The 19,577-nt window shown below is 47.5% G+C and carries 18 protein-coding genes and 2 tRNA genes; 15 read left to right on the top strand and 5 right to left on the bottom strand.

Annotated elements, in window-relative coordinates; all coding sequences use genetic code 11:
- The 9 genes from ftsA (at nucleotide 1) to F8C67_RS05655 (ending at nucleotide 6,433) form a co-directional block, all read left to right on the top strand.
- Nucleotides 1-1,404: a cell division protein FtsA gene (ftsA, locus tag F8C67_RS05695; protein ID WP_151666856.1), complete on the top strand. Its 1,404-nt coding sequence runs from the start codon at nucleotides 1-3 to the stop codon at nucleotides 1,402-1,404.
- Nucleotides 1,405-1,446: 42 nt separating this feature from the next.
- Nucleotides 1,447-3,612 (top strand): cell division protein FtsZ, encoded by a 2,166-nt coding sequence (gene ftsZ, locus F8C67_RS05690; RefSeq protein ID WP_151666855.1) that lies wholly within the window; start codon nucleotides 1,447-1,449, stop codon nucleotides 3,610-3,612.
- 124 nt (nucleotides 3,613-3,736) lie between these two features.
- A complete protein-coding gene (locus tag F8C67_RS05685; protein WP_151666854.1) occupies nucleotides 3,737-4,108 on the top strand; it encodes a LuxR C-terminal-related transcriptional regulator in 372 nt (123 codons plus the stop codon).
- A gap of 84 nt (nucleotides 4,109-4,192) precedes the next feature.
- A complete protein-coding gene (locus F8C67_RS05680) occupies nucleotides 4,193-4,378 on the top strand; it encodes a hypothetical protein (protein ID WP_151666853.1) in 186 nt (61 codons plus the stop codon).
- A 187-nt stretch (nucleotides 4,379-4,565) separates the two neighbouring features.
- Nucleotides 4,566-4,970, top strand: a complete 405-nt coding sequence (locus F8C67_RS05675) for a hypothetical protein (RefSeq protein ID WP_151666852.1) — start codon at nucleotides 4,566-4,568, stop codon at nucleotides 4,968-4,970.
- Nucleotides 4,967-5,290: a hypothetical protein gene (locus F8C67_RS05670; protein ID WP_151666851.1), complete on the top strand. Its 324-nt coding sequence runs from the start codon at nucleotides 4,967-4,969 to the stop codon at nucleotides 5,288-5,290. Before F8C67_RS05675 ends, F8C67_RS05670 begins: the two co-directional genes overlap by 4 nt.
- A gap of 71 nt (nucleotides 5,291-5,361) precedes the next feature.
- Nucleotides 5,362-5,856 carry a hypothetical protein gene (locus F8C67_RS05665; RefSeq protein ID WP_151666850.1) on the top strand — a complete coding sequence of 165 codons (495 nt, stop codon included), beginning with the start codon at nucleotides 5,362-5,364 and terminating at the stop codon, nucleotides 5,854-5,856.
- A 65-nt stretch (nucleotides 5,857-5,921) separates the two neighbouring features.
- Nucleotides 5,922-5,993: transfer RNA gene (locus F8C67_RS05660), tRNA-Arg, on the top strand.
- Between the two features lie 104 nt (nucleotides 5,994-6,097).
- Nucleotides 6,098-6,433 (top strand): hypothetical protein, encoded by a 336-nt coding sequence (locus F8C67_RS05655; RefSeq protein WP_151666849.1) that lies wholly within the window; start codon nucleotides 6,098-6,100, stop codon nucleotides 6,431-6,433.
- Between the two features lie 32 nt (nucleotides 6,434-6,465).
- On the opposite strand, the gene F8C67_RS05650 is transcribed toward F8C67_RS05655, so the two are convergent.
- The 3 genes from F8C67_RS05650 to metG form a co-directional block, all read right to left on the bottom strand.
- Nucleotides 6,466-6,540, bottom strand: a tRNA-Arg gene (locus F8C67_RS05650).
- 27 nt (nucleotides 6,541-6,567) lie between these two features.
- Nucleotides 6,568-7,521: an alpha/beta hydrolase gene (locus F8C67_RS05645; RefSeq protein WP_151666848.1), complete on the bottom strand. Its 954-nt coding sequence runs from the start codon at nucleotides 7,519-7,521 to the stop codon at nucleotides 6,568-6,570.
- Nucleotides 7,522-7,532: 11 nt separating this feature from the next.
- On the bottom strand, nucleotides 7,533-9,578 hold the full coding sequence (gene metG, locus F8C67_RS05640) for a methionine--tRNA ligase (RefSeq protein WP_151666847.1): 2,046 nt from the start codon (nucleotides 9,576-9,578) through the stop codon (nucleotides 7,533-7,535).
- Nucleotides 9,579-9,676: 98 nt separating this feature from the next.
- On the opposite strand from metG, the gene F8C67_RS05635 reads away from it, so the two are divergent.
- On the top strand, nucleotides 9,677-10,573 hold the full coding sequence (locus F8C67_RS05635; protein WP_151666846.1) for a S66 peptidase family protein: 897 nt from the start codon (nucleotides 9,677-9,679) through the stop codon (nucleotides 10,571-10,573).
- 450 nt (nucleotides 10,574-11,023) lie between these two features.
- Here F8C67_RS05635 and F8C67_RS05630 read toward each other — a convergent pair whose 3' ends face one another.
- Complete coding sequence (locus tag F8C67_RS05630; protein WP_151666845.1) at nucleotides 11,024-11,323, bottom strand: type II toxin-antitoxin system RelE/ParE family toxin; 300 nt, start codon at nucleotides 11,321-11,323, stop codon at nucleotides 11,024-11,026.
- On the bottom strand, nucleotides 11,320-11,571 hold the full coding sequence (locus F8C67_RS05625; protein WP_151666844.1) for a hypothetical protein: 252 nt from the start codon (nucleotides 11,569-11,571) through the stop codon (nucleotides 11,320-11,322). Before F8C67_RS05625 ends, F8C67_RS05630 begins: the two co-directional genes overlap by 4 nt.
- 422 nt (nucleotides 11,572-11,993) lie before the next feature.
- On the opposite strand from F8C67_RS05625, the gene F8C67_RS05620 reads away from it, so the two are divergent.
- From F8C67_RS05620 to F8C67_RS05600, 5 genes are all read left to right on the top strand, one after another.
- Complete coding sequence (locus tag F8C67_RS05620) at nucleotides 11,994-12,362, top strand: YraN family protein (RefSeq protein ID WP_151666843.1); 369 nt, start codon at nucleotides 11,994-11,996, stop codon at nucleotides 12,360-12,362.
- Nucleotides 12,363-12,442: 80 nt separating this feature from the next.
- Nucleotides 12,443-13,348, top strand: coding sequence for a pseudouridine synthase (locus tag F8C67_RS05615; RefSeq protein WP_151666842.1), 906 nt, complete (start codon nucleotides 12,443-12,445; stop codon nucleotides 13,346-13,348).
- A gap of 90 nt (nucleotides 13,349-13,438) precedes the next feature.
- Entirely contained in the window at nucleotides 13,439-15,943 is a 2,505-nt protein-coding gene (locus tag F8C67_RS05610) for an AsmA family protein (protein WP_151666841.1), read from the top strand.
- A 123-nt stretch (nucleotides 15,944-16,066) separates the two neighbouring features.
- Nucleotides 16,067-17,377: a T9SS type A sorting domain-containing protein gene (locus F8C67_RS05605; RefSeq protein ID WP_151666840.1), complete on the top strand. Its 1,311-nt coding sequence runs from the start codon at nucleotides 16,067-16,069 to the stop codon at nucleotides 17,375-17,377.
- A gap of 1 nt (nucleotide 17,378) precedes the next feature.
- Complete coding sequence (locus tag F8C67_RS05600) at nucleotides 17,379-19,553, top strand: hypothetical protein (RefSeq protein ID WP_151666839.1); 2,175 nt, start codon at nucleotides 17,379-17,381, stop codon at nucleotides 19,551-19,553.
- Nucleotides 19,554-19,577 lie beyond the last annotated feature (24 nt).

The raw sequence follows: 19,577 nt of genomic DNA, 5'->3' as shown, positions 1-19,577 counted from the left end.
ATGGAAGGGAAACGCATAGCAGTCGGATTAGACATCGGTACTACCAAAATTGTGGTAGTAGTGGGTCAGCTGAACGAGCATGGCAAAATTGAGGTGCTCGGCATCGGCAAGGCGAAGAGCCTTGGTGTTCAGCGCGGTGTGGTCACGAACATCGTGCAGACCATCGAATCAATCGAAAAGGCCGTTACTATGGCCGAAGAGGCTTCTGGCCTCAAAATCAGAAGCGTGGTTGTAGGCATAGCTGGACAGCATATCCGCAGCCTTCAACACAGCGATTACATCACGCGTGAGGACGCTGAAAGTGTGATTGAGGATGCCGACATCGACAACCTCATTCAAAACGTGCATAAGCTGGTCATGATGCCAGGTGAAGAAATCATCCATGTACTCCCTCAGGAATACAAAGTTGATGGTCAGCCTGAAATCCACGAACCACGAGGCATGTACGGCGGCAGACTAGAAGCCAACTTCCACATTGTAGTGGGACAAATATCCAGCATCAAGAACATTGGTCGCTGTGTGAAAAATACTGGTCTCGAGCTTGCCAATATCACATTGGAACCATTGGCATCTGCAGAGGCTGTCTTGAGTCAGGAAGAAAAAGAAGCTGGGGTTGTTCTTGTCGATATTGGAGGCGGCACCTCGGACATCGCCATTTTCAAGGATGGTATAATCCGTCATACCGCCGTGATTCCATACGGTGGCAACATCGTCACTAGCGACATCAAGGAAGGCTGCTCGATTATCGAGAAGCAAGCCGAACTATTAAAGATCAAGTTTGGGTCGGCATGGCCTGGCGAAAACAAGGAGAATGAAATCGTTTCTATCCCTGGATTGCGAGGCAGAGAACCGAAGGAAATCTCATTGAAAATGCTGTCGAAGATTATCCATGCACGATGTGTGGAAATCATTGAATCGGTTTTTCAAGAAATTAAAAATTACGGATACGACGAGCAACGCAAGAAGCTCATTGCCGGCATCGTTCTAACCGGTGGAGGTTCACAATTGCGACACGTAAAGCAATTGGTGGAATACATCACGGGTATGGACACCAGAATTGGCTTCCCAAATGAGCATTTGGCAAGCGGCTCGGATGAAGACCTCAGCTCACCGCAGTATGCAACGGCCATCGGTCTACTTATGAAGGGACTCACCTCGCATCAGGTAGACATCATGGCAACGGAGCCAGGGGCAGATCCAGAAGAAATACAACGAGCGGTGAAAGCGGCTCAAGAAGTTGAAGACGCCAAAGCTGCCGAAGAGGAAGCAGAGGCAGAAGCTACCGCAGAGAACGAAGATGACACCAACGAAGAAGAACAGCCTACTACCCCTGCAAAACCGAGAAAGGGTGTCTTCGAAAGTTGGGTTGAAAAGTTTAAGCAGTTTTTAGATAACGACGTATAGAATCCAGAGCTAGAGTAACAACAAAGGCAATTTGAGTAAGTGATGGAAGAAGGATTGAATTTCGATTTACCAAAGAACAGATCATCCGTAATCAAGGTGATTGGCGTAGGTGGTGGCGGTAGCAATGCCGTGAATCACATGAAGCGTTTGGGCATCAATGGAGTGGACTTCGTGGTGTGTAATACCGACGCTCAAGCACTAGAACACAGTCCGGTTGAAAACCGAATCCAACTTGGGGCCAACCTCACCGAAGGATTGGGGGCTGGAGCTAACCCCGAAGTTGGGGAACGTGCCGCACTTGAAACCGTAGAGGAAATCAAAGAAGTACTAGGACACAACACCAAGATGTTGTTCATCACTGCCGGAATGGGCGGTGGTACTGGAACAGGAGCAGCACCCATTATCGCTCGTGTTGCGCAGGAACTTGGCATCCTAACCGTTGGTATCGTAACTATCCCTTTTGCCTTTGAGGGAAAGATTCGCCTCCAACAAGCCAAGCACGGTATTGAGAAGTTCAAGCAGCATCTCGACTCGCTCATCGTTATTAATAACAACAAGCTTCGCGAAGTTTATGGCAACCTAGGCTTCAAAGCTGGGTTTGCAAAGGCAGACGAAGTGTTGGCTACCGCAGCAAAGGGAATTGCCGAAGTAATTACCCATCACTACACGGCGAATATTGACTTGAAGGACGCCAAGACCGTATTGGCTAATTCAGGTACGGCCATCATGGGTTCTGCAAAAGCATCGGGACAAACCCGCGCGATGGATGCCATCCGAGGCGCTTTAGATTCTCCACTGCTAAACGACAACCACATTGTTGGTGCGAAGAATGTGCTACTCCTTATCGTATGTGGTAGCGACGATCACGAAATCACATTCGACGAGATTGGTGAGGTAAACGACTACATCCAAAACGAAGCTGGCGGCGACGCCAACATCATCATGGGTATCGGTCAGGATGAAGAACTCGGCGACGCGGTAAGCATCACGATTATCGCCACTGGATTCAGCGCCCAGGCAACGGTTCAACCGTTTACACGCGCCCCAGAAAGAGTTGTACACACGCTAGACGACGCCCCTGCAACAGACCAACCTATCTCTGAAAAACCTGAGCAAGAAAAAAAGCCTGAGGAGCCGAAGCAAGCCGTTGTTCAAAGAGGACTCTTTGATTTAGACGAACCGCAGGCTCCAGCACAACCAGAGGCGATTGTTGACCCAATGGATCAGCCAATTCCTGAAGTGGAGCCAACTCCAGAGGTAATTGGTGAAACCATCAATGAAACCATCGACGAAGAGATACAAGTAGAGACACCTAAGCCAACGGCCGAAGCTGTGATGCCAGAGGTTTCTACTCCTGAAGCGGAAATCGAAGACATCGAGGAGCCTGCTGAATCAAACTCAACTGAAGAGCGCGTAGTATTTGAACTAGGCGACTTTGAGCTCGATGCGGAGACCGACTTCGTGATTGAAGACGAACCATCTGCTGAGCCAGAAGTTGAAGAAGAACCGGTTGCCGAAACCGAAGAAGTAGATGTATTCGACTTCTCGATTGACGAGGCATTTACTGGAGAAACTGCGGAAGAAGCTTCCATGGAATGGGATGTTGTGAACACCAATGAATCTGAACCTGAAGTAACTTCAGAGGAAGAAAACATCCCAAGCCAGGAACACTATGAGGAAGTTCGCTTCAACCTCAACGATGAGATTGAAGAGGAACAAGCAGAACTCCCTCGCGCTTCCGAAGAACCTCAGCCTAAGCAAAAGGGCGACAGAGTTGTACATACGCTGGACGACCTTCGCGAACTAGAGCAGCGATTGGGCATGTCTTCTAGTCAAACGAAAGTTGAAAAACCAAAAGAGGAGGAAGACGAAGCTTTGAAGTTTGAAGTACGTCAAGCTGAATCTAAACCAGCCGCAGCTTCATCTCAAACCGAGGCCGATCCGCTCGAACGTCCGATTGAAGAGGCTATGCGCCAACGAAATGAAGAGCGCAGCCAACGCTTGAAGCAGTTCAACTACAAGTTTCAAAATTTGCAGAGCAACTTGATTGACAGCGAAAAGGAGCCGGCGTATAAGCGCCAAGGCGTTGAGATCGACCATTCTCGCCAGAGTACGCAAAGCCGCATGGGCGGTACGAGCATTGGCGGCGATGGAGATGATCTCGAATTTAGAAGCAACAACAGCTTCTTACATGACAATGTAGATTAAGTTCTGACTTCTAGGGACTAAAACACCGGGGAGCCACTGCAAAGTGTCTCCCTTTTTTTGTGGTTTGAGAATCCAATGTTCCCATTTGGTTTGAGGTAAATTGCTACTACCAAATCAAACAACCATGGAAACTACATTGCTCGAACTTGGCATCGGAGGATGGCAAGCCGTATCCATTCTCCTCAACCTATTCTTCGTACTGTCAACCGCGATACTGTGGCATCGCAAGTGGCAAAGCAGTCGCCCACCCGTGAGCTTTGAATTGCATTTGATGTCGAAGAACCCCCACCTAAGCGAACGTGATCTGCAAATTGCGCTTCTTACGGCGCGTGGATTGTCGAACCACACCATAGCAAAGGAGCTTTACATGGCTTCAGACAGTGTAAAAAAGTCGAAATACAGACTTAAAAAGAAACTAGACCTTCCCGATGGAATTTCGCTTGATGCCTACCTGAATCACGTGCTTGTCCACCATCCGTCCACCCAAAAGATGTGATTGTCCACGATTTGTCCCCGTGAGATTCGGTTATTAACCTGCGAAATGGAGGATGTTTGCATCAAACCAAAACATCACCAGCCAATGAAAAGAAAAGTAATGATGGGACTATTCACGTGCCTGTCGTTCGTTGTGATCGCTCAGCCCGACAACCCAGCAACTCCTGCTCCACTAGATGAGTTTGAGATTGTGCTCCTTCTTTTGGGGAGTGTGGTGGGTACTTGGGCGCTACTGAGACGAATTCGGACGAAGCAGTTGATTAGTACTTAATGTGGCGTGGGGATATCCGTAGACCGTTATACTGATATTCACCTGGTGGTAGGAATGCGGGTGCTGCACGCCTACGGGTATCCTCCGCCCTATTTATTGAGAAGAAGACAAGTGTAAAATGAAGTAGGAATTGAGAGAATTGTTAACTTGACCACTAGAACAACGAACAACTCCAAGACCTACCTCGATGAAAATCAAGCAGATTGAACTATTCGTCCTCTCCGTAGCCGTACTACTCGCTATAGCATATGCCGCGCTGCTCTTCTCGTCGGCCTCTCCTAAGACCATGACGTACATGCAGTATGCTTTGGGTGTCGGCGTAGCTATTTACGTGGGCTATGTCTTCCTCACGCAGCAACGCAGTCGACAGATGATTGATGGTCTTGAAGAGAAACGTGACGAGCTCATTCACACCGTAGCGGAACGCGATGAGACCATTGTGAAATTGAAGAAATCAGTTTCTTCTTTGGAGTCGAAAGTTGCCGAATTAGAAGGTGATCTAGATGCTGCTCGCAAGGCGCATGAGGCTGACAAGAAATCATGGGAAAAGGAGAAAAAAGAGCTACAATCTCAAATCGAAAGTGCATCATGAGCAAAGCGCTTCGCATAGCAGCAATTGCAAGCTTATCGCTTGTACTCTTCAGTTGCACAATACGACACAAAGAAGGTGGTTCTTGTGACTACAACACCGCTGATGTGGCGGTTTACGATGCTGATACGGCCATCTACATGATCAATGCTCCGGTGAACATGCACCCTTGGTTAGCAAATGGCCTAAGTAAAGACGTGACTGATTTACTGTCGGATTACGATGTCAACGAACTAAAAGAAGCTGAAGGTGACACCTTACCGGGTTTGCTCCAGGTAATAACCAAAGGCACTTGCACGCCTATCCAGCTCAGCTTGAAATAGCTATTTTAGGATAATCATATCGAGCGAAGTTCGCTCACGCAGATAATTCGAGAATTTCTAATACTCTCTCTATGAAACGACTCGTCTGTTTTCTAATACTGCTAAGTTCCCTATGCGCTAGCGCTCAGGTTAGTGAACCTTCAAACACCCTTCCGAGACATTTTGGATCTGTCAGACTGGGACTAATCGGAAGTGCAGCTACCTCCTTTCAACTCGGATATGAGTATAGGTTTTTTGTTAGTCAGACTAGCAATTGGAGGTTGGGGCTCACGACGTATCTCGTCTCCTTTAATGCCACGAACGATGATGGCCTGTTCTTTAGTGATTTTGCTGGATTGAGTACTCGCTTTCAAGCGCTGTATGATGTCTCCGGCGGAAACGGTCATTGGCTTGAAACTCAAATTGGATTGATGGGTTTCGTAGAGACAAAGCGAGACCAAAGCGGCGCGCTTCCGAGTGTTGCTTTTGGATACAGGTACCACCCCGAAGTAGATTTTGTCGGTATACAAGTGGGCTTCGGTTTTCCAGAGTTGGTAAACTTTGGGTTGACCGTTCAGTTTGACTAAAACTATTGAAATTAGGTTCCCTCAAATCGGCGAACTTCTTTCAAACTCCGTACTTTCGCAAACCCGGCTCCGTAGTACAATGGATAGTACGTGGGTCTCCGGAACCCAAGATCCAGGTTCGATTCCTGGCGGAGTCACTTCTTCCCACTCATAAGCTCAAAAGCATCGCTGCCGTAACGTGAGTTTAGTCCTCCTGTCGATTCAATTGATTAATTTACAGGAAACTAAAACTCATATGGCCATGAAGAACTACCTGGTTACATATTACGCAAGACTGGACGCTCTAACTCAGATGAGCGACTCTACTCCTGAACAGCGAGAAGAAGGAATGAAGATGTGGACCGACTGGGCCGCAAAAGCCGAAGGACATGTCGTCAATCTCGGAAATCCACTGGCCTACGGAAAGCGAATAGCAGTTGGGGGCGATACGTCTGACTCGACCAAACAACTTTGTGGCTACTCCATCATGCAAGGCGAAAACATGGATGAAATTCTAAAACTCTTAAAAGATCACCCGCACAACTCGGGCTGGGAGCAGAGCTGCGAAATTGAAGTCCACGAAATGCTGGAGATGTGAATTTCCGTCTGTGCAATACACCCCGATAACACTGGTGGTCTCACTAGGAATCGAACCTAGATCAAAAGTTTAGGAAACTTCTATTCTATCCATTGAACTATGAGACCACCACTGAATCGGGATACCCGCAAAAACTATGGGGCCATAGCCTCGTCGAGTTCCGTTACTAGGAAATCATAGAGTTGATCTCGTATCGCCAAGTCGTCAATCCAAGGGCAATGCTGCGTTTCTGGGAATAGAAGCTCAGCATGGGTTATTGAGCGGGCCTCTGCTTCTATTGCGAGTGGTTGCGTGCCGCAAAGCTCAATGGCCGTTTGGGTAAAGTTGAGAACGTTGTTGCAACCGTAAGGCACAATATTGTCCCACGTACCATGCGCCATAATCAACTGTGGCCCGTAACTGTTCAAATAGTGTGTCTTCAAGATTCCCCCGGCAAGCGAAATGACCGCTTTCACCTCGGTGGCAGCGGTTGGATTATAGTAAGAGTCCCACCCCCCTTCGGCGTCTAACGCCGCTTGAAGGTTTGAAGAAATCACATCATTCTCATCCAAGTATCCCATGTGCAGCGCCAATACAGCACCGGCACTATTCCCTCCAATGGCCATATTCATTGGATCTATTCCGTACGGGTTTCCGTTGGATGCAGAGGCTTTGATTTCATCAAAAACCGTGGTAGCATCTGCCAAACTTCTGGCCACGACTCCAATCGATGAAGTACTATCCAACATATCATTTATTCCTGCTGCTAATCGATACTCGTAACTCACAACGACGTAGCCGTATTTCGCCAGGCGCGTCGCATAGTCAGCCATCAAGTCGTTCTTGCGATTGCCGCCTACGAATGCTCCACCGTGACCTAAAATCACTACTCGTCGCTCGGTGTCATCGTCATTCTCCGGCATGTAGACGTCGTACCACAGGTCATTCGCTGCGTCATATTGCACTTCTTGAACCGTTACTGAAGCGAAAACTTCCTGGGTGTATCGGCCCTCAACACCTGGGTCATTTGGATTTTCAATTGGATCTTCATCAGCACAGGCCCACAGGAGGGCTACTGCAGAAAGCATCCATAAAACTCTTGTCTTCATACCATTTGGATTTATGCGATTACCATCCCGTTCTCAATTGCCTGTTCTGGACGAACGAAAACGAGTTTTCCCTCGGCATTTTCTGCCATGAGGATCATGCCTTGGCTTTCTACGCCGCGAATTTTTCGTGGAGCTAAGTTTGCCAACAAGCACACTTGCTTACCTACAACTTCATCAGGAGAGAAATGTTCCGCAATACCAGAGACAACGGTGCGAACGTCGAGTCCCGTATCTACTTTCAATTTCAGCAGTTTATCAGCCTTCTTTACTTTCTCAGCTTCCAGAATTGTCGCCGTTCTGATGTCCATTTTCATGAAATCATCAAACGTAGCTTCGTCCTTTGCTGGTTCAAGATTAACTGTTTCCACTTCCTGAGACTTTGCAGATTCCTCCAATTTATTCAATTGTTTCTGAACTTCCTCATCTTCAATTTTTTCGAAGAGAAGTTCTGATTTACCTAGTTGGTGTCCTTCTTTCAATAATTCGACCCCACGATTGATAGCAGCCCAATTCACATCATCACCTAAATTCAAGAAACCTCTCATTTTTTGAGATGTGAACGGTAAGAACGGCTCGCAAGCCACGGCTAAGATAGATGTGATTTGAGTCGCCCAATGCATAACGCTCGCCGTACGAACAGGATCAGTCTTTTGAGTCTTCCAAGGCTCTTCATCCGCCAAATACTTATTGCCGGTACGAGCTATATTCATCAAAGCACTTAGTGCCTCTCTAAACTTAAAGTTCTCAATTGATGCTTCAAGTTTCTCAAGAGAAGTCTTCACTTCTGTGAGTGCACTTTTGTCGGCATCTGTAAGTACCGCAGGCGACGGAACTACGCCGTTGTAGTACTTCTGATTGAGGACCATCACGCGGTTCACAAAGTTTCCAAACACGGCAACCAATTCACTGTTGTTGCGGGTTTGGAATTCGCCCCATGTAAAGTCGTTATCCTTCGTTTCAGGCATGGATGCCGCGAGTGTGTAGCGAAGAATGTCTTGCTTGTTCTCGAAATCGACGAGATACTCATGCAACCAAACCGCCCAGTTTCGGGAGGTTGAAATCTTCTTGCCTTCGAGGTTTAAGAACTCATTGGCTGGCACGTTGTCCGGGAGGATAAATTCGCCATGCTCCATCAAGATTGCAGGGAAAATGATACAGTGGAACACAATGTTATCCTTCCCGATGAAGTGGATAAGTCGCGTATCCTCAGATTTCCACCACTTCTCCCAGTCATCACCCAAATGCTCCTTCGTTGCACTGATGTACCCAATCGGCGCATCGAACCAAACGTAAAGGACTTTACCTTCTGCACCTTCTACAGGTACGGGCACGCCCCAATCGAGATCGCGCGTCATGGACCTTGGCTGTAGACCATCCCCTGCGTCGAGCCAACTCTTACATTGACCATAAACGTTGGGCTTCCAATCGCTGTGTTTCTCAATGAACTCACGAATCTTAGGCGCAAGCTTATCTAAGGGAAGGAACCAGTTAGTGGTCTTTCGGAGAACGGGTGATGCGCCAGAAAGTGTTGATCTTGGATTCTTTAGGTCCGTCGGATTCAAGCTTGAACCACAATTCTCACACTGGTCGCCATAGGCATCTTCGTGTCCGCACACGGGACAAGTACCCATGATGTATCGATCTGCCAAAAACTGATTGGCTTCTTCATCGAAATACTGTTCAGTTTCGCGAGTTTCAAAAACACCTTTCTCATAAAGATTCTTGAAAAACTCCGATGCGGTCTCCTTGTGAACCTCGCTACTCGTGCGGGAATAATGATCGAAAGAAATCCCAAAATCGTTCAGGGCATCTTTCATCATTGTGTGATATCGATCAACCACTTCTTGAGGAGTAATCCCCTCTTTTTTAGCTTTCATGGTGATAGCTACGCCGTGCTCGTCGGACCCACACATAAACTGCACGTCCTTTCCTTTCAGACGAAGGTAACGCACATAGATGTCGGCCGGAAGGTAACATCCTGCAAGGTGACCGATGTGAATCGGGCCGTTGGCATAGGGCAAAGCTGCCGTAATCGTATATCTCTTGGGATCTTGCATCTTGATAATTTGAAGCACAAAAGTACAATCCACACATCGAAGAAGCGAATGCTCAGTTTCGTACCTTCGAATGACTCGAAACTGCACATTCAATTTACATGATACGCCCACAATCACTAGCTCCGGGAGACACCGTACTCTTTACATCAACGGCACGAAAAATAAGTCCCGAAGAGCTAGAACCCGCCATTGCTTGGTTGGAAAAAAATGGATTGAAATGGGAAAAGGCACCTGGTCTACATGAGGTTGAAAATCAATTTGCTGGAAATGATGAAACTCGACGGAAAGCCTTACAATGGTGTTTGGACCACCCCACTGCTCGTGCAATATGGTGCTGCCGCGGAGGATATGGAACAGTTCGGATTGTAGACGAGTTAAACTGGGAAGGATTTGCGCAGAACCCAAAGTGGATTATCGGTTACAGTGATGTGACAGCTCTTCACGGCGAAGCCAGTCGATTTGGCTATTCCACACTTCACGCCACCATGCCTATAAATGTGAACTCAAACACAGAACTAGCACTCGATTCGCTCAAGCAGGCTTTGTTTTCAAGGGCAATTGATTTAAGTGCACGGCCTCATGAACTCAATCAACCCGGCACCGCAGAGGGGGTATTAGTTGGCGGCAACCTATCCATGCTGTACTCAATACTCGGCTCTACTTCACAGCCTAATCTGGATGGCAATATTCTGTTCATTGAGGATTTAGATGAATACCTCTATCACATCGATAGAATGATGATGAATTTCAGAAGAAACGGTTGGTTTGATAAAATCTCTGGGCTGGTCGTAGGTGGAATGACGGCCATGAATGACAACACAGTTTCGTTTGGTGAGCACGCGGAAGAAATCATTGCTCGTCATCTAAAACCCTTCAAAATTCCAGTGGGCTTTGGCTTCCCGATTGGTCATCTTGAAGACAATAGGGCGGTTGAAATTGGGGCCAGGGTGCGGTTGGAGGTTGATGGTGGGGCGAGGTTGATCTACGGAGATTAGGCTCTCGCAGAGAATATATGAGATGTGTGGGAGTGGGGAGAGTTCGCGAAGCGGGGTGGAGATACTCACACAGAGTCACAGGGGGCACGGAGGTTTCTCGCGGAGAATGTGAAGATTTGCGTGGCGGAAAGAGATCGCAGGGGCGTCATGGGGTTCTCCCGCCGGTGGTCAGGCAAGCCGCAAAAACTCAATTCCAAAATCATCGAGATGCGTAAAAGGCAAAAGGAACATGGAGAGCGCCCAATGATGTCATGAAATCGAATGCTGAACTATACTCCAAGGTAACAGGCATGTTGCTTTAGCACATGCCGAATGTGGAGCAGGTTGGGGTTCTCACACAGAGTCACAGGGGGCACGGAGGTTTCTCGCGGAGAATATTGATGATTTGCGGTTTTGCCTATTCCGGTTTTACGGCTTGCCTGACCACCGTCGGGCGAAAAACACCTTCCCTTATCTTTCTAGATATCTTTTGAAGCTCGACGGCCTTCTTTTATTGTTCCAAAACAGAATAAGGTAAATGGTATCCTCGTCTACCATATAGATGAGAGATGTTTGCTTCGAGATCACCCACTTATATGCGTCGTATCCCATCAATGAAGTTCCAAGAATTAAACCTGACTTAAGAGTATTAATGTGTTTGTCGACCAGGTTGAGAAATTCAATTACTTGGATGGAGCCCCATTTACGCTGGATGAAGTCTAACTCTTCTTGAAAGGATGTCTCAGCCGTTCTCGACCAGATGACATTCATTTCTTTTTGGGCTTTCCATACTTTTCTCTGAAGTCAGACATCACATTCTCGTGAGAGCGTACTTCTCCATTCCTAATATCATCTAGGCTTCTGGTCAACATAGCCTGAATGTCTTCAGGAAGCTCTTCAACTGACCCACTAGTTCCTTTTATATGATTCGCAACGACCAACTCGAGTTTAGAGATTAGCAGGTCGTCTGCATTTTTAAGCATCGTTAGAAGTTGATTTCGTCTTTCAGATAAAGTCATGATAGCGAGGTTTGGTTTGATTTCGACTCCTCGTACATCGCAAAGCCTACATAATATACAAAAGCCGAGAGGAAGGGTATCACAATTCTCCTGCAAGTTGAGTAATTCAAAATGAAACTTAGGAATCTCAAGGAGGGAATTGATTGATCTCTCGCAGAGAATATATGAGATGTGTGGGAGTGGGGAGAGTTCGCGAAGCGGGGTGGGAACCTCACACAGAGTCACAGGGGGCACGGAGGTTTCTCGCGGAGAATATTGAGGATTTGCGTGGCGGAAAGAGATCGCAGGGGCGTCATGGGGTTCTCTCGCCGGTAGTCGGGAGAAACACCGAGCAAGAAACACACCCAGCCCCTACCCGTTTGCAAACGCAAGTAAACGTTTAACACACGACTACACCACTCACCTTCCTCCATATTTGCCACATGGACACCATGCACAACAAACGAAAAGGAGCCGAGGGCGAACAAGCTGCCGTAGATTATCTCGTAGGAATCGGCTATCGAATAATCGGAAGAAACCTCCAACTTGGCCGAGATGAAATCGATATACTGGCAAAATTCAGGAGCACACTCATCTTTGTAGAAGTGAAAACTAGGGCAACCAATACGTACAGCGTACCAGAGGATTTCATCACTCCGCAGAAAGAAGCATGTATGTTAAGGGCAGCCGATAGATATATCCAAGATCACGACTGGAATGGCGACACCAGATTTGATCTTGTGGCAGTGTACTATGCAGGTCCAAAACCGCAAGTGATTCACATTCAGGACGCGTTCTATCCCAGAGCATAAGCCACTGAAAATAAAAGGGTTCTTGTATTTTCAGTCCGTATCTTATACGTACATTTGCACCCCTTAAAACAACAGAGGATATGAATACTAGAAGGCCAAATCGAGGAGGCGGACGTAAGCCCAACTCTTCGAGCCATCCGAGAGGACCGCAGGCACGGGGCAACAAACCACAACAACAACGTGGTAGCAAACCCGCTCATGCTGAATCCTCTTCTGAAGCACCAAAGAAGTTCTACAAGCCAAAACGTAGACAAGCTGAGAGCATTCGCGACCTCAACCAGGACATGCGCCTCAACCGATTCCTTTCGGTTGCAGGAATCAGCAGCCGTAGGGAGGCCGACAATCTCATCCAAGCCGGACTTGTTTCCATCAATGGAAAGGTGGTAACAGAGCTCGGAACTAAGGTGAAGTCAAGCGATGAAGTACGCTACAACGGCGAACTGATCCGCGCCGAAGCGAAACAATACCTCCTTCTCAATAAGCCAAAAGGTTTCCTTACGACTATGGACGACCCAAAAGCGAGAAAGACGGTTATGGACCTGATCGGTGGAGCTTGCAAAGAGCGAATTTACCCAGTAGGGCGTCTCGATAGAGCGACCACAGGGGTTTTGCTCTTCACCAACGACGGTGATCTTGCCAAGAAGCTTACACACCCTTCTCACGGTGCGAGAAAAATCTACGCCGTACAGCTCGATAAGAACTTTAAGCGTGGTGATTTCGACGCACTCCTTGCTGGGGTCGAACTCGAAGACGGAAAGATTGCGCCAGATGCGCTTTCGTACATCGACGATAAGTCGAAATCCCAAATCGGCGTGGAAATTCACTCTGGGAAGAATAGAATCGTTCGTAGAATGTTTGAACACCTCGGCTATGAGGTAATCAAATTGGACAGAACGTCGTTTGCCGGCCTGACCAAGAAAAGTTTGAACCGCGGACATTATCGCTTCCTTACCAAGGACGAGGTAAACTTCCTTAAAACCCGTTAACGTTCGGTCGTTGAAAAATATCCGAACTACCTCTTTCGTTGCCCTAGCATCCGGTTGTAATTTCACATCCGGAATCACAGCAGCGCAAAAATGAGCGAACAAGGGGCTCCAAAAAGGAAAATCCTAAAACGAATTGTACGATGGACCGTGAGTGTTTTACTCACGGTTATCGTGCTTCTCGGAATCGCATTCGCATACCTATACACCAACCAGGAAAAGCTTCGAGGCGCCCTCGTTTCAGAGGTGAATGAGTACCTCGACACCGATTTAAAAGTGGGCTCCATAGAGCTCGATTTCTTTTCACGCTTTCCAGATGTAAGCTTCCGCTTCAGCGAAGTCTTCTGCAAAGAGGTATATCCCACCACTTCAGAAGATACTCTTTTCTACTTCCAGAATGTGTACTTCGAATTCAACCTCTGGAAGCTCATTCAATCGGAATACGAACTCAAGGGCATCGCCTTCGATGAAGGCAACGTCGAGCTTCGAATCTACCGAACCGGTCGAGATAACTTCCACTTCTGGAAGGAGAGTGCCGATACTTCAGAAAACGCACTGAACATTGCCTTAGAAGATGTCCATTTCAACAACACGCGCATCTATTTCTACGACCAAGGCGCCAAGGTTGAAACAATTCTGCAAGCATCCGACCTCAGACTCAAAGGTGGACTGACCTCCGGAGAGTTTGCGAGCTCGCTCACTTGGCGTGGAGCCATTCGATCGCTCACGACTGAAGAAGTTGAATACCTACCCAATAGAAAGATTGCCGCACAGCTCAATTTCAGAAGTACAGGCGATTCCACCTTTATTGAAGACGGACAAATTGAACTCGAAGGTCTTGCCATGAATGCAAACGGCTATATCTCAGGATCCACAAATCACTGGGAACTAACCGGACAATCGCTTCCCTTAGCTCGGTTCATTTCAATGCTTCCAAAGCAGTTCTTACCGGATAAGTCACTCGTGGATGCCGACGGAACCTTCGCGTTGGATATGCAGATTCACATCGAAGACAAGCAAGCGTTTATTTCGGCCGACACACGCGTAAGCGGTGGTCGCCTAGACCTCAAAAAATCCGGTCTTCATTTGTCGGGAATGTCGTTCGACGGCCACTTTGACAATGGAGAGCGAGGTCGACTGGAAGATGCGATACTCCGAATAGAGCGAATTTCCGCGCGAACAAAAACCGGCGAACTGAGTGGCAACCTCAGTATTCGAAATTTCACCTCTCCAACCGTTTCAACAAACGGCAATCTCAATCTCGATTTTGAAGAAGCACTCACCCTGGCAGGTACAAACTTCTGGGAATCCGCTAGTGGAACGCTTTCAGGTAGCTTCGACATCAGAAAGCGCTATTCGAGTTTTGGCGACATTCAAGCTGACGGCCTTCAAGGGGCCTACCTAAAAGGGTCAATGAACCTAACGGAAGGAAGCTTGAAAGTCCGCAACTCAGGCCTCGATATGGCCAATCTATCTGCGGCACTGACCTTTGCCGGAGCAAATATCGAAGTGGAGAACCTAGCTTTCGAATCTGGAAGCTCGGATTTCAAAGCGAGAGGAACGATTGAGAACGCCCTGGTATTCGGAGAAACTCCAATGCCTACATTTAGAATGTCTCTTCATTCCGACCACCTCAACCTAGAAGACATCTTCGCATGGGAACTGAATCACAGAGAAGAATCCGCGCCGAAGGAAGAGCCCTTTCGATTTGATTTCAACGTTGCCCTTACCGTTGATGAATTTGAACACAAAACCTTCTCTGCCACGAAACTTGCCGGACAATTTTACAGCCAAGGCAAAGACATCATTGGGAACAACCTTCGCTTCGCGGCAGCTGGTGGAAACGTGAAATCCAACTTCCGTTGGCATCCAGAGGGCAGCAATTTCTTGCTAACCACAAATGGTTCGCTTGTAAATGTGGATATCACCGACCTCTTCACACAATTCGAAAACTTCGGTCAGCAAAGTCTCACCGCAGACAATATATACGGCAAAGCTGATGTCGACTACGCCGTTAGCATCTACTTTAACGAGGACATGAAACCGGTTATTCCAAGCTTGAAATCCGAAACCGACTTCAAGATTCGGAACGGTAGACTGGTAAATTACAAGCCGCTAGAGTCTTTGTCTAGATTCGCCGATGTATCCGAACTGCGAGACGTACACTTTGAAACTCTCGAGAATCATCTTAGCATCAACAACGAAAACATTCACATTCCGGGAATGACCGTGAAAAGCTCCGTACTCGAGCTTTGGGTTGAAGGTGATCACAGTTTTGCCAACGATATCGACTATTCCCTGAAGTTGAAACTCCTTGATGCCCTGGGCACTCGACGCCGTACGAACGATGAGCTGAGCGAGTTCATCCAAGAATCCACAAGAGAGCAGCCTCAAATCCCTGTCCGCATTTACGGCACCCTCGACAATCCGAGTATAACACTAGATCGTTCGCTTCTTCAACAAGGCATTCAAGACGAATGGCGAGCGGAAGGTCAAGAACTTCGCGACTTATTAAATGGGAAGGAAGATAACGCGGAGCCAGAACCAGAGTACATTTTCGAGTGGAACGACACTCGTGACACCACCAAGCGTCGTTAAAAATTAAACTGTGGTTAACATTAGGGCTTGTCGGATTTAGCCCACATATCTACCTTTGTTCTCCTTTATCGGGACCTAGAATCGGGCTGGTTTTCAGCGGGAACGGGTAAATGAATAGTATGCATGAAGAAAGTCTACGGACTCCTTCTGACCATCTTGTTTTTTAACATTTTCGCTCAGGCTCAAAACAACGAGCGAATCAAGGTCATGACATACAATTTGTTGAATTACAGAAATACAACAAATTGGTGTGACGGTACGAACAACTCATCGAGTCAGAAAGATGGGTATCTCGAAACCATCGTAAATCACATTTCTCCACATATCCTCATTTGCCAGGAAGTAGGTGCAAACTCGGGTGTGCCGACCGATAGAATACTGACCAACGCCCTCAACACCAATGGGGTAAATCACTGGGCAAAGGCAACATACACCAACAACAGCTTTTCGGATTTAGTTAATGCAGCCTTTTACGACACGCGTTACGTTGGGCTACATTCACAATCCTACATCAGCGTTGATGGCAACAATCAAAACTTGGTTCGCGTCATCGACTTCTACCGATTCTACTACAAAGATTCTCTACTCGGAGGGTTGGACCCTGACACTACATTCTTCACGGTAATTGGAGTTCACCTCAAAGCGGGTTCTTCGACATCAGACCAGAATCAGAGAAATGCGGCCACGCTAGCCACCATGCAGTACATCCAAACTCAGGTACAGGATGACAATGTGATTCTATGTGGCGACCTCAACATTAACACGGGTGCTTCCACCGCATTCCAGAACCTTGTGAGCTATTCTGTTGCTGGAGTAAGACTTTACGATCCATTAAATGAAGTAGGAAACTGGTACAACGATTACGGCAGTCGATATATTCACACACAAAGCACGCGTACCTCAAATACGAACAACGGATGTTTCTCAGGAGGTGGACTTGACGACCGCTATGACCACATCCTCGTGTCGGATGAAATTTTGAACGGAGCCGAGGGAATCGAATACGTAGTGAACAGCTTCCAGGTAATTGGTAATGATGGCGAGCACTTTAATGATGATATCACCGATGGTGTAAACCTAAGTGTGCCGGCCAATGTGCTTTCCGCGCTTCATGGAATGTCCGACCACCTTCCCGTGGTTCTTGAAATTGATATTGAAAAGAAATCGGTGGGGTTGCCTGAATCAAAATTTGGTGGAGACCAAATCAGAGTAGCTCAGCTCACGGAAGATTTAATCAGGATTGAATGGCCACATAACCTTGGAGAAGCATCCAAGTTGGAAATTGTCGACCTCAACGGACGCACAATCATGGAGTTAAAGCCTGATAATACAAGAATTGAAATGAATGTTGGAAGCTTGCCAAACGGGCTTCTATTCGCACGTGTTACCCTACAGAACGGTCGTGTTGCGATGACAAAATTCATCAAGCGATAATATGAAGCACAGCGTATCCCTCATACTATTCTTCAGTTTGATTACCGCACAGGTTATCGGACAAACCAGCTTCGAGGAACGGGTAACGAATGCAAGTAACGTTCGTTTAACTATCACAAATCTTGGCACGTTCGGAAACGCTTTCCGCGGATATCGAGATGGATCTGGAGACCCTTCCGGAGAATACCCTGCTGGCTCTGGAGTCGAGCACTTGTTCGAATCTGGAATTTGGATTGGCGGCTTGGAAAACGGTGGTAACGTCCGCGTGTCTACATCCGCATACGACGCTCCTCAAGGATATGCGCCGGGCCGTTCAGGTTTCGAGTTTACGGCACAGCCGGGCGACGGTTTAGGTGTTCGATCTTCACTTCTCGACAACCCCAACTTTACTCCCGACGCCGTTTCCCACCAGGACTACGTAGCGACCTTTACTGACGAAAACATCCAGATCCCTGGAACCAGCATTCCTATTCAAAATCACCTCAACCCAATGAACGTTGAGGTGACTATGGAAACGTATAACTGGAACTACCGTTTCAGCGATTTCTTCGTCATTGTGAACCTCACATTTAAGAATACGAGTCAGAGTTACTTTGACGATGTGTACATCGCACTTTGGGCGAATACGGTAGTACGAAACATCAACATTACTCCTGCTGGTGCTGGCGGCGCTGCCTTCTACTCTCAAGGTGGTAACGGATACATCGACAGCCTAACGATGGCCTACTGTTTCGATGCAACTGGCGACCCAGGTTTCACGGACAGTTACATTGCCCAAAAGTTCTTGGGAGCGGAAGACAAGTACGGCTTCCATCACCCTGCAATCGATTCGGCATTCAATTCTGTAACCGGGCAAATGGAGTTGGATCAGGACAACACAGTACACTACAATTCTTGGATCTTCAACAACTCTTCTCAAGCGCTTTTCTTCTTCCCACAAGACGACAACCAGCGCTATCAAAAGATGTCGCTTGGCTTGAATGACAACCCTTGTTGGGACGACCCAGCTGGCGGACCTTGCCAGCAAGGTGCTGGAGTGGATATTCAGGATTTGTTGGGCGCCTCAGGAAACCGTTCTGACCTCGTTTCCATGGGACCTTTCCGTCGATTTGAACCAGGAGATGAAATCAACATCTCTTTTGCCTTTGTGCTAGGCGCAAAGAAAGATGATGGCAATCCCAATTCTGCAAACACCGCAGAGCAAAAAGAAATATTGGTGAGCAATGCCGATTGGGCTCAAACTGCTTACAACGGTGAGGATACCAACTTCAACGGTATTCTAGATGAGGGCGAAGACAAGGATGGAGACGGTGAAATCACGCGTTTCATTCTTCCTAGTCCGCCAGAAACTCCTCGCACAAGAGTAGTACCGCAAGAGAACAAAATTGAAATCTACTGGTCGGACAACTCAGAGCGTTCGGTTGACCCAATCACTCAAAAAATTGACTTCGAAGGGTACCGCGTTTACTTGAGCCGACTTGGTTTCGACGTTACCGGAACGCCTGATCTCGCCCGCGATTTCATTGAAGTTGCACAATATGACCTGCCGGCTAACGGTCTGTTTTACGATACTGGATTAGAGAGCATTCGCCTCGATCAACCCGTATTCTTTGAAGGCGACACAACGGCCTATCATTATCTATATGTGATTGATAACGTTCAGAACGGATGGCAAAACGCAGTGGCAGTAACGGCATTTGATCAAGGTAACCCGGAGAGCAACTTGGAATCATTGGAATCGAGCTTCTTGGCGAATGACTTCCGCGCCTTCGCGGGAACTACGCCGAATGAAGACATGGATGCGAAAGAGCCATTCGTGTACCCGAACCCATACTATGCTGGCGCAAGCTGGGAAGGTCAATCGAACTTCCAGGAAGAAAGTCGCAAGCTCATTTTTGCAAACCTACCAGCGCGTTGCGTGATTCGGATCTACACTGCGGCGGGAGACTTCATTGACGAAATACAGCACGACGCCAACTACGATGGCGGAGATATTCGATGGTATCAAACCTTCGGATCTGAGAATCCAGATGAAAATGTTTTCTCTGGAGGCGAACACGCTTGGGACCTTCTTTCGAGAGATTCCCAGATTATCAGCCGCGGACTCTACATGTTCTCGGTTGAAGACCTCGACACCGGTGATTCGTACACCGGGCAATTTGTCATAATTAAGTAACACATGTCCAATTATCTACATCAA

Origin of the sequence: Phaeocystidibacter luteus, from assembly GCF_008933115.1 — a bacterium.
Classification (GTDB): Bacteria; Bacteroidota; Bacteroidia; order Flavobacteriales; family Schleiferiaceae; genus Phaeocystidibacter; species Phaeocystidibacter luteus.
The sequence above is the reverse complement of the archived record's forward strand: the minus strand, read 5'-3'. Positions and strand labels throughout refer to the sequence as shown.

Coding starts and splice junctions, on each gene's coding strand:
- ftsA (WP_151666856.1), top strand. CDS start 1: ATGGAAGGGAAACGCATAGCAGTCGGATTAGACATCGGTACTACCAAA.
- ftsZ (WP_151666855.1), top strand. CDS start 1,447: ATGGAAGAAGGATTGAATTTCGATTTACCAAAGAACAGATCATCCGTA.
- F8C67_RS05685 (WP_151666854.1), top strand. CDS start 3,737: ATGGAAACTACATTGCTCGAACTTGGCATCGGAGGATGGCAAGCCGTA.
- F8C67_RS05680 (WP_151666853.1), top strand. CDS start 4,193: ATGAAAAGAAAAGTAATGATGGGACTATTCACGTGCCTGTCGTTCGTT.
- F8C67_RS05675 (WP_151666852.1), top strand. CDS start 4,566: ATGAAAATCAAGCAGATTGAACTATTCGTCCTCTCCGTAGCCGTACTA.
- F8C67_RS05670 (WP_151666851.1), top strand. CDS start 4,967: ATGAGCAAAGCGCTTCGCATAGCAGCAATTGCAAGCTTATCGCTTGTA.
- F8C67_RS05665 (WP_151666850.1), top strand. CDS start 5,362: ATGAAACGACTCGTCTGTTTTCTAATACTGCTAAGTTCCCTATGCGCT.
- F8C67_RS05655 (WP_151666849.1), top strand. CDS start 6,098: ATGAAGAACTACCTGGTTACATATTACGCAAGACTGGACGCTCTAACT.
- F8C67_RS05645 (WP_151666848.1), bottom strand. CDS start 7,521: ATGAAGACAAGAGTTTTATGGATGCTTTCTGCAGTAGCCCTCCTGTGG.
- metG (WP_151666847.1), bottom strand. CDS start 9,578: ATGCAAGATCCCAAGAGATATACGATTACGGCAGCTTTGCCCTATGCC.
- F8C67_RS05635 (WP_151666846.1), top strand. CDS start 9,677: ATGATACGCCCACAATCACTAGCTCCGGGAGACACCGTACTCTTTACA.
- F8C67_RS05630 (WP_151666845.1), bottom strand. CDS start 11,323: ATGAATGTCATCTGGTCGAGAACGGCTGAGACATCCTTTCAAGAAGAG.
- F8C67_RS05625 (WP_151666844.1), bottom strand. CDS start 11,571: ATGACTTTATCTGAAAGACGAAATCAACTTCTAACGATGCTTAAAAAT.
- F8C67_RS05620 (WP_151666843.1), top strand. CDS start 11,994: ATGGACACCATGCACAACAAACGAAAAGGAGCCGAGGGCGAACAAGCT.
- F8C67_RS05615 (WP_151666842.1), top strand. CDS start 12,443: ATGAATACTAGAAGGCCAAATCGAGGAGGCGGACGTAAGCCCAACTCT.
- F8C67_RS05610 (WP_151666841.1), top strand. CDS start 13,439: ATGAGCGAACAAGGGGCTCCAAAAAGGAAAATCCTAAAACGAATTGTA.
- F8C67_RS05605 (WP_151666840.1), top strand. CDS start 16,067: ATGAAGAAAGTCTACGGACTCCTTCTGACCATCTTGTTTTTTAACATT.
- F8C67_RS05600 (WP_151666839.1), top strand. CDS start 17,379: ATGAAGCACAGCGTATCCCTCATACTATTCTTCAGTTTGATTACCGCA.